The sequence below is a fragment of the Streptomyces sp. NPDC085937 genome (assembly GCF_044540535.1).
Classification (GTDB): domain Bacteria; phylum Actinomycetota; class Actinomycetes; order Streptomycetales; family Streptomycetaceae; genus Streptomyces.
In genome coordinates, this window is sequence record NZ_JBITSH010000002.1 from 558,933 (window position 1) to 573,729 (window position 14,797).

A 14,797-nucleotide genomic window follows, 5' to 3' on the forward strand; every position below is an offset into this window, starting at 1 on the left:
CCCGGCCCCCGGGAGGGCGGGTCAGCGGTTGTCGCGGCGCCGGCGTGCGGCGATCATCAGGCCGCCGCCCAGCAGGACGACGGCCGCGCCTCCGGCCGCGAGGTACGGGGTGGTGTCGCTGCCCCCGGTCTCGGCGAGGTCGGTGCCGCCGCCGTTCTCCTCCTTGGCCCCGCTGCCTTCGGCGCCCGCGCCGGCGCCGTCGGCGCTGTCGTCGTGCGGCACGAAGCCGGCGGGCGGCTGGTCGCAGCCGACGCCGTCGTTGTCCCGGTCGAGGTGCTTGCCGTAGTGCTCGTCGCCCTTGGGGATGTCGCTGTACCCGTTGTCGTACGCGTCGGTGCAGTTCTCGAACGGGTGGTTGCCGTCGTGGGCCACGGCGGTGGCCGGTGCGGCGGCCAGGGCGACGGCGGTGAGCAGCGCGGCTGCTGAGGTACGGAACGGGATCATGGTGAGGAGCCCCCAGGTCGGACGAAAGCGTCTGATCGGTGCGAGGGTGTCGAAGCTACTGGGGGGCTCGTGGCGCGTGGGGAAGATGAAGGACCCGTGACGGGAACGTGATGTGACCGGGAGGTGGCTGTCCGCCACCTCCCGCGCGTCACGCCCGGAAGGGACCCTTCACCTCGTACGTGATGCCGCCCGACGAACTCCCGCTCGTACCGCGCTGACTGGAGAAGTACAGGCGGGTGCCGTCCGGGGAGAAGGCCGGGCCGGTGATCTCGGAGCCCGGCTGACCGCTGACGCGCAGGAACGGGGCCACCACGTCGTCGGGAGTGATGACGCAGATCTCCATGGTCCCGCCGTCCTCGGCGACGAAGAGGTCGCCGGAGGAGGAGCCGGTGACGTTGTCAACCCCGGTCAGCGGGGCCGTTCCGCCGGTCACCAGCGAGTCGTCGTAGGCGAGTTCGACGGTCTGGGCGGCTGCGTCGTACTGCCAGACCCGGTTGTCGCCCTTGGTGGTGAACCAGCATGTGTCGTTCGCGTAGTGGCAGCCCTCGCCGCCGTTGAAGCGCTTGGCCCCGGAGACCTGGTTGCGGGTGGCGGTGGCGCCGGACGGGTCCGGGACCCGGGCCCAGCTCACCGGGCCGCCGGCGCCGCTCCCGCCGACCAGCACCTCCAGTGTGCCGGAGGACAGGTCGCCCCAGGTCGTGGGCCTGAAGCGGTAGAAGCAGCCGTCCGAGACGTCCTCGGTCAGGTAGATCACCCTGCGCACCGGGTCGGCTGCCGCCGCCTCGTGCTTGAAGCGCCCCATGGCGTCACGGCGTACGGCTGCCTTCACGCCCCACGGGTCGGTCTCGTAGACGTACCCCCGGTCCACCTCCTCGCAGGACAGCCACGTGTTCCACGGGGTCCTCCCGCCCGCGCAGTTCTGCCGGGTGCCGGACAGGACGCGGTACGCGCCCGTGATGGCGCCGGTGGCCGAGAACTTCACCGCGCTCGCGCCGCCCGACGGGTTGATCTCCGAGTTGGAGACGTAGATCCAGCCGCTTCCGTCGGCGTAACAGGCCCCGCCGTCCGGGGCGTTGTGCCAGGTGTACGACGTGCTCCCGACCCGCTGCCCGGAGCGGGCGATCACCCGGCTGGTGAATCCCGCCGGGAGCGCGATCCCGTTGACGTCCGCCGCTCCGAGCGCCCCGTACGGGCCGGTGCCGGGCTGGGCGGGGGCGGCGTACGCGGCACCGCGCCACAGGGTCCCGCCGAGTACGGCGGAGCTGCCGCCGAGGGCGGTCGCACGAAGGAAGGTACGACGTTCCACTGTCACTCCAGGTTGCCGTTACCGCCCCGCCGCCGGTCGGCGACGGGGGCGTGCGAGCAGCGAACCTACGGGCATGACATGGACGTTTCATGGCTGGCGGCGTACGGGCGGGTGGCCGTCTCGCGGGCGGGCGCGCACCGGGCCGGCGGCCCCGCGTCTCACTGCGGCACCGCCACCCGGGGGCCCGGGGCCGCAGCGGCCCGGACACGACAGCCCCGGCCGCTCACGCCGCCTTCACCTCGTACGTCGTCACCCGGACCGTGTCGTCGTCCAGGCAGCGGCCGGTCTCCAGGTCGAAGCGCTGCTTCAGGAGCGGGGAGGCGACGAACGGGCGGCCCCGGTGGGTGCCGGTGAGGCCGCGGGAGAGGACTGCCGCGCCGGTGAACGGGTCGCGGTTGTCAAGGGCGTACAGGCGGCCCGCGCGGTCGGTGAAGACGGCGGCCTGCCGGCCGTCGGGCAGCAGGGCGGCCACGCCCCGGCCGGGGATCAGCGCGCCGAGGTCGCAGACCTCGAACCAGTCGTCCTCCAGGCGGAGTCGGATCGTCAGGCCGGTGGTCGTCTCGAGTGCCAGGGTCATCAGTGTGCGCTTCCTTCCAGGACGTCGTCGGCGGGACGCAGGCCGATGCTCAGCAGGGGCAGGTCGGGCTTGATCTGGTCGCGTTCGGGGACGAAGGCGACCACCGGGTCGGGGGTGTCCGGGGCGTTGACGAAGGACACGAACCGGGCCAGCTTCTCGGGATCGTTGATCGTCTCGGCCCACTCGTCGCGGTAGTGCGCGACGTGCGCGGCCATCAGCGACTCCAGCTCGTCGCAGATGCCGAGGGAGTCGTGCACCACCACGTCCCGCACGTGGTCCAGGCCGCCGGGGACACGGTCCAGCCAGACGCTGGTGCGCTCCAGCCGGTCGGCGGTGCGGATGTAGAACATCAGGAACCGGTCGATGAGGCGGACCAGTTCGGCGTCGGAGAGGTCCTGGGCCAGCAGGTCGGCGTGGCGCGGGGTGGCGCCGCCGTTGCCGCCGACGTACAGGTTCCAGCCGCCCACGGTGGCGATGACGCCGAAGTCCTTCGACCGGGCCTCCGCGCACTCCCGCTGGCAGCCGGAGACCGCCGACTTGAGCTTGTGCGGGGAGCGCAGGCCCCGGTAGCGCAGCTCCAGGTCGATCGCCATCCGCACCGAGTCCTGCACGCCGTACCGGCACCAGGTCTGCCCCACGCAGGACTTCACCGTGCGCAGCGACTTGCCGTACGCATGGCCCGACTCGAAGCCGGCGTCGACCAGCCGGGCCCAGATCAGCGGCAGCTGCTCGACCCGCGCGCCGAACATGTCGATCCGCTGACCGCCGGTGATCTTCGTGTAGAGGCCGAAGTCGCGGGCGATCTCGCCGATCACGATCAGCTTCTCGGGCGCGATCTCCCCGCCGGGGATGCGCGGCACCACCGAGTACGAGCCGTTCCTCTGCAAATTGGCGAGGAAGTGGTCGTTGGTGTCCTGGAGGGCCGCCTGCTCGCCGTCGAGGACGTACGTGCTCGCGCCGATCGCGGGCGCCAGGGAGGCGATGATCGAGCCGACCGTCGGCTTGCACACCTCGCAGCCGTCGCCGCCGCGCGCCTCCTCGCGCCCGTGGCGGTCCAGCAGTTCGCGGTGGGAGGCGATGCGCAGGGCGAGGACGATCTCGTACAGCTCCTCCCGGGTCTGGGAGAAGCAGGCGCACAGGCCCTTGTCGACCTCGACGCCGCTCGCCTCCAGCTCGGCGTCCACCAGTTGGCCCAGCACCTTGACGCAACTTCCGCAGCCGGTACCGGCCTTGGTGCACTTCTTCACCTCGGGCACGGTGGTGCACGCGTGGTCCGTGACCGCGCCGCGGACGGCGCCCTTGGTGACGTTGTGGCAGGAGCAGATCACCGCCTCGTCCGGCAGCGCGGACGGGCCGAGCGCGGCCGGGGCCCCGGCCGCCGCGGGCAGCACCAGCGACTCCGGCGCGACCGGCGGCACCGAGCCGGTGAACGCCCGCAGCGTGCCGTACGCCTCCGCGTCACCGATCAGGATGCCGCCCAGCAGCGTGCCGTCCCGGCCGATCACCAGCTTCTTGTAGAGGCCCGCGCGGGAGTCGGAGTAGACGACGTCCAGGCAGTCCTCGGCGGTGCCGTGCGCGTCGCCGAAGGACGCCACGTCCACGCCGAGCAGCTTCAGCTTGGTGGACAGGTCGGCGCCGGTGAAGGCGGCCTCGTCCTCGGCGATGGTCGCGGCGGCCGTCTCCGCCTGCTCGTAGCCGGGCGCGACCAGGCCGTACACCCGGCCGTCCGCGGCCAGCGCGCACTCGCCGATCGCGAACACCCGCGGGTCGGCGACCGTACGGCACTGCTCGTCCACGGTGATCCCGCCGCGCTCGCCGACCGTCAGACCGCAGTCGCGGGCCAGCTGGTCGCGGGGGCGGACACCGGCGGAGAACACCACCATGTCGGTGGCGAGTTCGGAGCCGTCGGACAGCTTCATGCCGGAGACGGCGCCGGAATCGTCGACCACGATCTCCTGGGTGCCCACGCCCGTGTGGACGGAGAGCCCCATGTCCTCGATGGTGCGCAGCAGCGCCGCGCCGCCGCCCTCGTCGACCTGCACCGGCATCAGGCGCGGCGCGAACTCCACGATGTGCGAGGTGAGTCCGAGGCCCTTGAGCGCGCCGGCCGCCTCCAGGCCGAGCAGGCCGCCGCCGACCACCGCACCGGTCTTCGCCCTGCTCCTCGCGTACTCCTCGATGGCGAGCAGGTCCTCGATGGTGCGGTAGACGAAGCAGCCCTCGGCGTCCTTGTTCGGCACCGGCGGCACGAACGGGTAGGAGCCGGTCGCCAGTACCAGCACGTCGTAGCCGACGACCGTCCCCGAGCGGGCGGTCACCGTGCGCGCCTCGCGGTCCACGTGCTCGGCCGGGTCGCCGACGTGCAGCTCGATGCCGTGGTCCTCGATGAACCGGGCGTCCGTCAGCGACAGGTCCTCGGGGGTGCGGCCCGAGAAGTACGAGGTCAGCTGCACCCGGTCGTACGCCGGACGCGGCTCCTCGCACAGCACGACCACGCGGTGCGTGGCGGTCAGGCCGCGCTCGGCGAGCGCCTCCAGGAAGCGCTGGCCGACCATGCCGTGGCCGACGAGCACGATGGTCGAGGTGTCCGTGGGCATCAGGAGCCTCCGTCGTTGGTGAGCAGGTGGAGCAGGGGCCCGCCGTCGGACGGGAGCGGCTCTGCTCCCTCCCAGGCGCGCGCGAGGGCGCCGACGGTGCCGAGTTCGCCGACCAGCACGCCGCCGACCAGGCGGTCGTCGCGGACCACGACCTTGCGGTAGGTGCCGCGGGTGGCGTCGGTGAGCTGCACCACGTCGTCACCCGGCAGCACCTCGGTCTCGCCGAACGCGGCCAGGTCGAAGGGGCTGTCCGGGCCGGTCAGGGTGAGGCGGGTGAGCGAGCGGGTGCCGGTGTAGCGGGCGGTGGTGTCCCCGGCGAGCAGCGCGGCGAGCGCGTCGGCCTGTTCCAGGGCGGGCGTGGCCAGCCCGTAGACGGTGCCGGCGTGCTGGACGCAGTCGCCGACCGCGTGGACGTACGGGTCGGAGGTGCGCAGCTCGTCGTCGACGACGACGCCCTTGGCCACGTCGAGGCCGGCGGCCTGCGCGAGGGACACCCTCGGGTGCACCCCGCAGGCCAGCACCACGAGGTCGGCGTCCAGGGCGTAGCCGTCGGCCATCTCCACCGAGCGGACCGCGCCGCCGACGCAGCGCACGTCGCGCACCCGGCACTCGGTGTGCACCTCCACGCCGAGCCCGGTCAGATGGCGCCGGACCAGCGCGGAGGCGGCCGGGTCGAGCTGGCGCTCCATGAGCCGCTCGGACTGCTGGGCGAGGACCACCTGCGCGCCGCGCACGGCCAGCGCGCGGGCCGCGGACACCCCGAGCAGCCCGCCGCCGATCACCACCGCCCGCACGCCCGGCCGCACCTCGGCGGACAGGCCCAGGCAGTCGTCCAGGGTGCGGAACGCGTGCACGCCCCGGGGCAGCTCGTGGTCCTCGGTGAACAGGCCGCGCAGCGGCGGCAGGACGGGGTTGGAGCCGGTGGCCAGCACCAGCCGCCCGTAGGCGATCTCCGTGCCGTCCGCGCAGGCGACGGTCCGCCGGCCCCGGTCGATGCCGGTGACCCGGGCGCGGACCAGCTCCGCGGGGGCGGGCAGGGCGATCACCTCGGGCCGGTAGCGCCCGGCGAGCACCTCGGCGAGCAGCACCCGGTTGTACGGCGGGTGCTCCTCCTCGCCGATCAGCGTCACGGGCGTGCCCAGCTCGCCGAGCCGCCGGGCGAGACGTACGCCCGCGAGGCCGGAGCCGATCACCACCACACGCTCGTTCGAGGTCATGTCCCGAGCGTGCGGGGCGGGTGTTACCCGGTGGCATCCCCTCTGTTTCCCGCGCGGAACGCTGCCCTCAGCGGTCGGGGGCACGGGATGTGAGGCTTCCGGAGGCGGTCCCGGGGCGGGTGTGAGGAGCCCAACCTCAACAAACGCTCATCTTGATGGACGCACCATCTATCGCCTCCATAGGCTCACGGCCATGCCCGACATATCGCTGACCACGGTCGTCCTGCTCTGCGTGGCCGCGCTCGCCGCCGGCTGGATCGACGCCGTGGTGGGCGGCGGGGGACTGCTGCTCCTGCCCGCCCTGCTGCTCGGCCTGCCCGCCGGCACCCCCGCCGCGCACGCGCTCGGCACCAACAAGGCGGTCGCGATCGTAGGCACCACGGGCGCGGCGGTGACGTACGCCCGCAAGGCGCCGGTGGACGTGCGGACCGCGGTGCGGATCGGTCTCGCCGCCCTCGCCGGGTCGTCGGGCGGGGCGTTCCTCGCGGCCGGGATGAGCACCGAGGTGCTCAAGCCGGTGATCATGGTGGTGCTGCTGGCGGTGGCCGCCTTCGTCATCCTGCGGCCCGCCTTCGGCACCGCCCCCGCGTCCGGCCCGGCGACCCGGCGGCAGATCCTCGCCGCGATCGGCCTGGCCGGCCTCGGCATCGGCTTCTACGACGGCCTGATCGGCCCCGGCACCGGCACGTTCCTCGTCCTGGCCCTCACCGCCCTGCTCCACCTCGACCTGGTCACCGCCTCGGCCACCGCGAAGATCGTCAACTGCTGCACCAACGCGGGCGCGCTCGCCACCTTCGCCTGGCAGGGCGCGGTGCTGTGGCAGCTGGCGGTGATCATGGCGGTCTTCAACCTGGCGGGCGGCATGCTGGGCGCCCGCACCGCCCTCAAGCGCGGCAGCGGCTTCGTCCGCGTGGTCCTGCTGACGGTCGTCTTCGCCCTGGTGGCGAACATGGCGTACGAGCAGTGGCTGGCGTAGGACTGTGCGCGGGGGTGTCCGGTGGGGATACTGAGCCGGACATGATCACCTCACGAGAGGCACGGCCATCACCAGACCCACGGTCACCGCACCGCTGAGAGCCGTTCTCGCCGCCGCGGTCGTCTGCGCGGCCGCCGCCTGCGGAACGCACCCCGAGCCCGACAGGAGGGCGGCGGTCCCCGCGTCCCCCTCGGCCACCGCCGCCCGGCCCGTCACCGCCGTGATGCCCGACGTCACCGGGGGCGACGCGCTCCGGGCACAGGAGCAGATGGACGGCGCGCAGGTCCGCTTCGAGGACGCCACGGGGAAGAACCGCGAGGTGGTGGACCCGCAGGCATGGCGGATCTGCGGCAGCAGGCCCGGGGCGAACCAGCAGATCACGTCGTACCCGGTGGTCCTTCTGGTGGTCCCGGACGCGGAGGCCTGCCCGGACGGCGTCTCCGGTTGAGCCCCGCGCCACCCCGGCGTCAGCGCGTCCCCGTCAGGTGGGCGTACACCACCACGTTGCCCCGGTAGCCCGTCGTGGGGGAGTAGCCCGCGCCGCAGGTGATGACGCGGAGCTCCGGGCGGTGGGCCGCGCCGTAGACCTTCTCGTCGGGGAAGTCGCGGGCGTCGTACGCCTCGACGGCGTCCACCGTGAACACGGCGACCGTGCCGTCGCGCCGGGCGATCTCGATCGTGCTGCCCTTGTCCAGGGCGCCCAGCGAGTAGAAGACGGCCGGGCCGTCGGCGTTGTCCACGTGGCCCGCGACGATCGCGGTGCCCCGCTCGCCGGGGGTGGTGCCCGCCTCGTACCAGCCGGCCAGGTCGGGCCGGTCGGCGGGCGGGACGTCGAGGGAACCGGTCCCGGTCAGTCCGAGGCCGGTCAGGGGCGCGTCCACGTCGATCGCGGGGATGCGGACCCGGTCGGGCGGCGACGGCGGCAGCGCCGGGACCGAGGAGCGGGCCGGGCCGTGCGCGTCGGTCTCGGAGTGCGCCTGCGCGGCGGACGGCTGCGGCGGGGCGTCGCCCCCGCCGTCCCGCAGCAGCACGGCCCCCGCGCACAGGGCGCACACCGTGACGGCGGCTATCGCCGTGTTGCCGGGACTCCGGGTCCGGCGGAACCTGCGGCGCATCGGGAGACCTCACCTCGAATCGGCCCCGTACCCCCCTCCGGGCCGCGAGGGGCGTCGGACCCGGAGGGGGAGGGGTTGCGGTACCTGTGGGACGGGCAGCGGAGGGTGCCCGTCAGATCCCGTCGCCTCTCGCCCGGCGATGCAGGAGCCAGGTACCGCCCGCGGCGGCGACGGCGAGCGCCGTCACCCCGGCCGCGGTCTGTACGGGGTCGGTGCCCAGCGCGCCACCGACCCCCGTCTTCACACTTCCTCGCGGAATCACGAGCTCCGCGTCCGGTGTCAGCGTCACCACGAGGTCACCGGTCACCTCGCGCCCGCTCCCGGCGCAGGCGACGACGATCTCGTACGTCCCGGGCTGCGCGCTCGGCGGCACCTGGAACTGCCCGATCGCGTCCCGCTCGTGCGTGCTCGGCGCCAGTGTGAACCGGCCGGCCCCGACGGCGGAGGCGTCGCCCGCCGCCGTGCCCTCGTCGCCGCACGCCGCGGTGTTCGCGGAGACCTGCGCGCCCGGCGCGACCGACGACGGGTACATCCGCAGACCCCCGGTCGACGGGCCGGGCGCCTCCCCGGCGTGCGCGGGGGAGGCGAGCAGCCCCGCGGTGGCCACGGCGAGCGCGGTGCCGGTCATGCCGGTCAGCAGCCGGGCGGTACGTCGCATCGATGCTCCCTCGAGCTCACGGAGGCGACCCGGCCCGCGGCACCCCCATGTGCCGCCGTCGACCGCGTCCCTGCCCCTCCGAGGTAAGTGCCCCGGGGCGGGTGGCGCTTCCTGAGGCGGCGTCAGGGCGGCGGCTGAACGGGTGTCAGGCTGTCCGCGGCCACCTCGGCCCGCGGTGTGTTTCAGCAGGTCAACGCCGTGGCAGCGGGCGGCCGTGCGGCGTGCGGGCGGATTGGGCCGGGCGGGGCGGCGAAGGGCTGACCGGGCGAGGGCGCACGCCCCGGCGTGTTCCGGGGGGCGTACGCGCGCCTCAGGCCGGCCCTCTCCAGTCCCCGCCCTCGACCCGCGTCCCGCGCGCCCGCAGGCGAGCCGCGACCGCCGGGGCGGCGACGTACACCCACGCCCGGACCGTCGCGCCGTCGGACTCCCGGACCACCGGCCGCGCCACCCGGTCGTACAGGTTGCGCGGGTCGCCCGGGACGTACTCCTCCAGCCGGTCCAGGCGCGTCAGCAACTCCGCGTACGCCTCCGGCAGGGCGGTCACCAGCTCCCCGCGCACCTCCCCGTCCGGCGCCTCCACGGCGTAGGGGTAACCGGGCCCCTCGTACAGCACCGTGCCCCGCAGCCGGCCCGGCTCCTCGCGTGCGGTGCGGCCACGCAGGAAGCGGTCGTGGTTGACCTCGCCGGGGCGGAGGGTGCCGTAGACGAAGAAGGGGAGGTTCACTCGCTTCACCTGCGCGGACGGTCGGCGGAGCCCCTCTGCACCGAAGTGCCACCGGAGCCTTGCGGGAACGATTCTCTCCCCTCACACACCCCCACATTCGCGCTATGGACATGACAGGCGCACCCCACTTGAATCGCGGTCACCACCAGCCCCGCCCCGTCCCCCCACCCCCGTCGGGGCGCCCGTTCCAGGAGACCGCTTGAGCCCGATACGGCATGCCCGACGTCCCCGTCTCGCCGTGGCCGGAGCCGCCGTCACCGGCGCCGCCCTGCTGGCCGCCGCCCTCACCCCCACCACCGCCGGAGCGGCCGACCGTCCCACCCGCGCCGCCGCGGCCGAGGCCGCCGCCTCCGTCCTCGCCGACCGCGCCGACGCCCTCGGTCTCGGCGCCGCCCAGGACACGAAGGTCCGTGACGTCGTCGTCGACGCGGACGGCAGCCGCCACGTCCGCTACGACCGCACCTACCGCGGACTCCCCGTGCTGGGCGGCGACTTCGTACTCCACCTCGCCCCCGACGGGTCCTACCGGGACGTCACCCGCGCCACCCGCGCCGCGATCGACCTGCCCACCGTCTCCCCGCGTCTCGCCGCGCCCCGCGCCGCCGACCTCGCCGCGAACCTGCTGCGCGCCGCGCACCTCGGCGAGACCCTGAACCGGCTCACCGCCCGCCCGCAGCTGGTCGTCGACGCCCTGCACGGCGCCCCCCGCCTCGCCTGGCGCACCGACGCCGCCGCCCAGGACTCCGCCGGCAACCCGGTCGCGCGCACCGTCCTCACCGACGCGCACACCGGCGCCCGCATCGACGCCTGGGACCGTCTGGAGAGCGCCACCGGCGACGGCAGGTCCCTCTACGGCGGCACGGTCCCGCTGGAGACCACGAAGACCGCGTCCGGGTACGAGCTGAAGGACCCCACCCGCGGCGGCACCTACACCGGCGACGCGGGCAACCGCACCGACCTGTGCGTCCTCGTCGTCTGCGTGATCCGCGCCCCCGCCCCCGTCCTCACCGACGCCGACAACCACTGGGGCACCGGCGACACCGCCGACCGCGCCACCGTCGCCGTGGACGCGCAGTACGGCACCGACGTCACCTGGGACTACTACGAGGACGTGCACGGCCGCCGGGGCATCGCGGGCGACGGCAAGGGCTCGTACAACCGCGTGCACTACGGCAACGCCTACAACAACGCCTTCTGGGACGACCGCTGCTTCTGCATGACCTACGGCGACGGCGACGGCACCCGGATGGGTCCGCTGGTCGCGCTGGACGTGGCCGGGCACGAGATGACCCACGGCGTCACGTCCAAGACCGCCGGGCTGACCTACTCCGGTGAGCCGGGCGGCCTCAACGAGGCGACCTCCGACATCTTCGGCACGCTGGTGGAGTTCCACGCGGCCAACCCCGAGGACCCGGGCGACTGGCTGATCGGCGAGGAGGTCGTCCGCGACGGCTTCGGCCAGGAGGCCCTGCGCTTCATGGACCACCCGTCGAAGGACGGCTCCTCGGCGGACTGCTGGGACGCGTCGGTCAAGGACCTCGACGTCCACCACTCCTCCGGCGTCGCCAACCACTTCGCCTACCTGCTCGCCGAGGGCAGCGGCGCGAGGACCGTGGGCGGCACCGCGCACAGCTCCCCGACCTGCGACGGCTCCACGGTCACCGGCATCGGCCGCGCCAAGCTCGGCGCGATCTGGTACCGCGCCCTGACGGTCCACATGACCTCGTCGACCGACTACGCCGGCGCCCGCACCGCCACCCTGAAGGCGGCGGCGGACCTCTACGGCGAGGGCGGCACCGAGTACGACGCGGTCGCGGCGGCCTGGAGCGCGGTGGACGTGGGCTGACCGCGCCACCCGTGTTCCGGAGGCGGTGCGCTCACGGGCGCACCGCCTCCAGCCGTACCGCGCACGCCTTGAACTCCGGCATCCTCGACGTCGGGTCGAGGGCGGGGTTGGTGAGGGTGTTGGCGCGGCCCTCACCGGCCCAGTGGAACGGCATGAACACCGTGTCCGGACGGATCGCGGTGGTGATCCGGGCCGGCGCCACCGCCCGCCCGCGCCGCGACACCACGGCCACCGGGTCGCCCTCGGCCGCGCCGAGCCGCTGCGCCAGCCGGGGGTGCAGCTCCACGAACGGGCCGGGAGCCGCGGCGTTCAGCTCGTCCACGCGCCGCGTCTGGGCGCCGGACTGGTACTGCGCCACGACCCGCCCGGTGGTGAGCAGCACCGGGTACTCCTCGTCGGGCTCCTCGGCGGTCGCCCGGTGCGACACCGGTACGAACCGCGCCCGCCCGTCCTCGGTGGCGAACCGGTCGAGGAAGAGGCGCGGGGTGCCGGGGTGGACGGTCCCCTCGGCGGGGCCGGCGGGCTCGGCGGGGGAGGGGCACGGCCAGAAGACCCCGTTCCCCTCGGCCAGCCGCCGGTAGGTGATCCCCGAGTAGTCGGCCGGGCCGCCCGCGCTGGCCCGGCGCAGCTCCTCGAAGACCTCCTCCGGGTCGGCCGGGAAGCGCTTCTCCGGGCTGTCCTCGCCGCCCAGCCGCGCCGCGAGCTCGTGCAGCACCTCCAGGTCGCTGCGCACGCCCGCCGGCGGGGTGACCGCCCGGCGGCGCAGCAGCACCCTGCCCTCCAGGCTGGTGGTGGTGCCCGTCTCCTCCGCCCACTGCGTCACCGGCAGCACCACGTCGGCGAGTTCGGCCGTCTCCGACAGCACCACGTCGCACACGGCGAGGAAGTCCAGCGAGCGGATGCGCTCCTCGACGTGCGCGGCGCGCGGCGCCGACACGACCGGGTTGGAGCCCATCAGCAGCAGGGCGCGGATGTCCGTGCCCAGCGCGTCCAGCAGTTCGTAGGCGCTGCGGCCCGGACCGGGCAGGCTGTCCGGGTCCACCCCCCACACCTGCGCCACGTGCGCCCGCGCGGCCGGGTCGGTCAGCTTGCGGTAGCCGGGCAACTGGTCCGCCTTCTGGCCGTGTTCGCGCCCGCCCTGCCCGTTGCCCTGCCCGGTCAGGCAGCCGTACCCGGACAGCGGGCGGCCGGGGCGGCCGGTGGCCAGGGCCAGGTTGATCCACCCGCTGACCGTGTCGGTGCCCTTGGACTGCTGCTCCGGACCCCGCGCCGTGAGCACCATCGCGTGCTCCGGCTCGCAGAACAGCCGTACGGCCTCACGCAGTTGGGGCACGGGCACGCCCGTGATCCGCTCCACGTACTCCGGCCAGTGCGCCATCGCGGCGGCCCGGGTCTCCTCCCAGCCCGTTGTGCGCTCCCGGATGTACTCCTCGTCCGTGCGCCCCTCGGCGACGACCAGGTGCAGCAGGCCCAGCGCCAGCGCGAGGTCCGTGCCGGGGCGTGGGGCCAGATGCAGGTCGGCGTGCTCGGCGGTCCGCGTGCGCCGCGGGTCGACGACGATCAGGGTGCCGCCGTTCTCCTTGAGCTCCGTGAAGTAGCGCAGTGCCGGGGGCATGGTCTCGGCCGGGTTGGAGCCGACGAGGATCACACAGCCGGTCCTCGGGACGTCCTCCAGCGGGAACGGCAGCCCCCGGTCGAGGCCGAACGCCCTGCCTCCCGCGGCGGCGGCCGACGACATGCAGAAGCGGCCGTTGTAGTCGATCTGCGAGGTGCCCAGCACCACCCGGGCGAACTTCCCCAGCGCGTACGCCTTCTCGTTGGTCAGCCCGCCCCCGCCGAACACCCCGACCGCGTCCGCGCCGTGCTCCGCGCGGGCGCCTCCGATGCCCTCGGCGATCCGGTCCAGCGCCTCCTCCCAGGAGGCGGGCTCCAGCGTCCCCGCCGCCGACCTGACCAGTGGGGAGGTCAGCCGCACGGCCGACGACAGCAGGGCCGGGGCGGTCCGCCCCTTGCCGCACAGCGCCCCCCGGTTCACCGGGAAGTCCGCGCGCTCGCTCACCTCGACGGCCCGCCCGTCGGCGGCCGGCGTCAGGTTCATGCCGCACTGCAGCGCGCAGTAGGGGCAGTGCGTGGACGTCACGGTTTCTCGCATACGGCTCAGGCTGCGTGCCCGGTGTTACGCACCACGCCGACCGCTGTTACACCCCGGACACGGTGCCCTCTCGGGCGGGCGGGGGGCGTGGTGAGGGGCCGCCGCCACGTCACCGCGGGCGGCTGCGACGTCCGCCGCCCGCTCGGTCACCGGCTCGGCCTGTCCGCCGACGCGCCGGCATCCGTGTGCTCGACGATCCGGGAACGGGCGTCCGCCGGCTCCGCCTCGGTGGAGGCGCCGTGCTCCTCCTGGTGGCGCTGAAGATCGGCCTCGGCCAACCGCCGCAGCAGCTCACGCGCGGCCGCCTCGGCGACATACCCCGGGACGTCGTCGGTCAGCTCCCGCAGGGCGGCGACGAGCACCGCCGGGAGCGTCACCGTGATCCGTGCCGTGTCCGCCACGAGGGGAACGTACCGTCGAGTACCGGGGCCGCCCGTCAGCCCGGCGTGCCGGAGCCCTCCGCGTCGGCCAGCGCCCTGCGTACCCCCGGCTCCTCCGGCCCCAGGAAGTGCGGATCCGGGCGGAACGCCGCGTCCAGGGCCGCCTTGCCCGCCGCCAGGACCTCGCGGGCGCCGCCGTAGTACCAGGTGACGTCGTGCCGGTCGTCCACGCCGACGCCGTACGACGCGACGCCGGCCGCCTCGCACAGCGCCACCGCCCGCCGGATGTGGAAGCCCTGGCTGATCAGCACCGCCCGGTCCACGCCGAAGATCTTCCGGGCACGGACGCAGGAGTCCCAGGTGTCGAAGCCCGCGTAGTCGCTGACGATCCGCGCGTCGGGCACCCCGTGCCGGGTCAGATAGGCGCGCATCGCGTCCGGCTCGTCGTAGTCCTCCCGGCTGTTGTCGCCGGTGACCAGCACCACCTCGATCCGCCCCGCGCGGTACAGCTCCGCCGCCGCGTCCAGCCGGTGCGCGAGGTACGGCGACGGCTCCCCCTCCCACAGCCCCGCCCCGAACACGACGGCCACCTCGGTGCGCGGCACGTCGGCGACGGTGCGCAGCCGGTCGCCCGTGCTCAGCCGCAGCCAGGTCGCCGGCAGCAGCCCCAGCACACACACCGCCACCACGGCCTGCACCAGCCGCCGCCGTCCCGCGCGGGTGCGCGGCAGCCGTGGACGGCGGAACGTGAAACGGCGCATACGGACGGCCTCCTCCGGGTCGGTCCTGACCCGGTAGGACGCCG

At 74.4% G+C, this 14,797-nt stretch carries 14 protein-coding genes; 3 read left to right on the forward strand and 11 right to left on the reverse strand.

Translation table 11 applies throughout. From position 1 onward, the window contains the following. Window positions 1-21 precede the first annotated feature (21 nt). The 5 genes from ACIF8S_RS05975 to ACIF8S_RS05995 form a co-directional block, all read right to left on the reverse strand. Window positions 22-444 carry an LAETG motif-containing sortase-dependent surface protein gene (locus tag ACIF8S_RS05975; RefSeq protein ID WP_399997556.1) on the reverse strand — a complete coding sequence of 141 codons (423 nt, stop codon included), beginning with the start codon at window positions 442-444 and terminating at the stop codon, window positions 22-24. Between the two features lie 148 nt (window positions 445-592). Then, window positions 593-1,750: an alkaline phosphatase PhoX gene (locus ACIF8S_RS05980; protein WP_399997557.1), complete on the reverse strand. Its 1,158-nt coding sequence runs from the start codon at window positions 1,748-1,750 to the stop codon at window positions 593-595. 223 nt (window positions 1,751-1,973) lie between these two features. After that, the gene (gene nirD / locus ACIF8S_RS05985) at window positions 1,974-2,327 is read right to left on the reverse strand and encodes a nitrite reductase small subunit NirD (protein WP_399997558.1); all 354 of its coding nucleotides are present in this window, start codon (window positions 2,325-2,327) and stop codon (window positions 1,974-1,976) included. Next, complete coding sequence (gene nirB / locus ACIF8S_RS05990; protein ID WP_399997560.1) at window positions 2,327-4,924, reverse strand: nitrite reductase large subunit NirB; 2,598 nt, start codon at window positions 4,922-4,924, stop codon at window positions 2,327-2,329. The genes nirD and nirB overlap by 1 nt, the downstream gene beginning before the upstream one ends. Next, on the reverse strand, window positions 4,924-6,141 hold the full coding sequence (locus tag ACIF8S_RS05995; RefSeq protein ID WP_399997561.1) for an NAD(P)/FAD-dependent oxidoreductase: 1,218 nt from the start codon (window positions 6,139-6,141) through the stop codon (window positions 4,924-4,926). Before ACIF8S_RS05995 ends, nirB begins: the two co-directional genes overlap by 1 nt. A gap of 193 nt (window positions 6,142-6,334) precedes the next feature. On the opposite strand from ACIF8S_RS05995, the gene ACIF8S_RS06000 reads away from it, so the two are divergent. Both ACIF8S_RS06000 and ACIF8S_RS06005 read left to right on the forward strand, forming a co-directional pair. Next, on the forward strand, window positions 6,335-7,117 hold the full coding sequence (locus ACIF8S_RS06000; RefSeq protein WP_399997563.1) for a sulfite exporter TauE/SafE family protein: 783 nt from the start codon (window positions 6,335-6,337) through the stop codon (window positions 7,115-7,117). Between the two features lie 220 nt (window positions 7,118-7,337). After that, the gene (locus ACIF8S_RS06005) at window positions 7,338-7,565 is read left to right on the forward strand and encodes a hypothetical protein (RefSeq protein WP_399997565.1); all 228 of its coding nucleotides are present in this window, start codon (window positions 7,338-7,340) and stop codon (window positions 7,563-7,565) included. A gap of 19 nt (window positions 7,566-7,584) precedes the next feature. Here the strand turns inward: ACIF8S_RS06005 and ACIF8S_RS06010 are convergent, their stop codons facing one another. From ACIF8S_RS06010 to ACIF8S_RS06020, 3 genes are all read right to left on the reverse strand, one after another. Beyond that, window positions 7,585-8,232: a class F sortase gene (locus tag ACIF8S_RS06010; protein WP_399997566.1), complete on the reverse strand. Its 648-nt coding sequence runs from the start codon at window positions 8,230-8,232 to the stop codon at window positions 7,585-7,587. Window positions 8,233-8,344: 112 nt separating this feature from the next. Beyond that, complete coding sequence (locus ACIF8S_RS06015; protein WP_399997567.1) at window positions 8,345-8,890, reverse strand: hypothetical protein; 546 nt, start codon at window positions 8,888-8,890, stop codon at window positions 8,345-8,347. A gap of 310 nt (window positions 8,891-9,200) precedes the next feature. Beyond that, window positions 9,201-9,614, reverse strand: a complete 414-nt coding sequence (locus tag ACIF8S_RS06020) for a gamma-glutamylcyclotransferase family protein (protein ID WP_399997568.1) — start codon at window positions 9,612-9,614, stop codon at window positions 9,201-9,203. A 199-nt stretch (window positions 9,615-9,813) separates the two neighbouring features. On the opposite strand from ACIF8S_RS06020, the gene ACIF8S_RS06025 reads away from it, so the two are divergent. Continuing rightward, on the forward strand, window positions 9,814-11,460 hold the full coding sequence (locus ACIF8S_RS06025; protein ID WP_399997569.1) for a M4 family metallopeptidase: 1,647 nt from the start codon (window positions 9,814-9,816) through the stop codon (window positions 11,458-11,460). 31 nt (window positions 11,461-11,491) lie between these two features. Here ACIF8S_RS06025 and ACIF8S_RS06030 read toward each other — a convergent pair whose 3' ends face one another. The 3 genes from ACIF8S_RS06030 to ACIF8S_RS06040 form a co-directional block, all read right to left on the reverse strand. Then, window positions 11,492-13,612 (reverse strand): molybdopterin oxidoreductase family protein, encoded by a 2,121-nt coding sequence (locus ACIF8S_RS06030; RefSeq protein WP_399997571.1) that lies wholly within the window; start codon window positions 13,610-13,612, stop codon window positions 11,492-11,494. A 146-nt stretch (window positions 13,613-13,758) separates the two neighbouring features. Next, on the reverse strand, window positions 13,759-14,013 hold the full coding sequence (locus tag ACIF8S_RS06035; RefSeq protein ID WP_399997572.1) for a hypothetical protein: 255 nt from the start codon (window positions 14,011-14,013) through the stop codon (window positions 13,759-13,761). A gap of 35 nt (window positions 14,014-14,048) precedes the next feature. Continuing rightward, complete coding sequence (locus ACIF8S_RS06040; protein ID WP_399997573.1) at window positions 14,049-14,753, reverse strand: vancomycin high temperature exclusion protein; 705 nt, start codon at window positions 14,751-14,753, stop codon at window positions 14,049-14,051. Window positions 14,754-14,797: the final 44 nt, after the last annotated feature.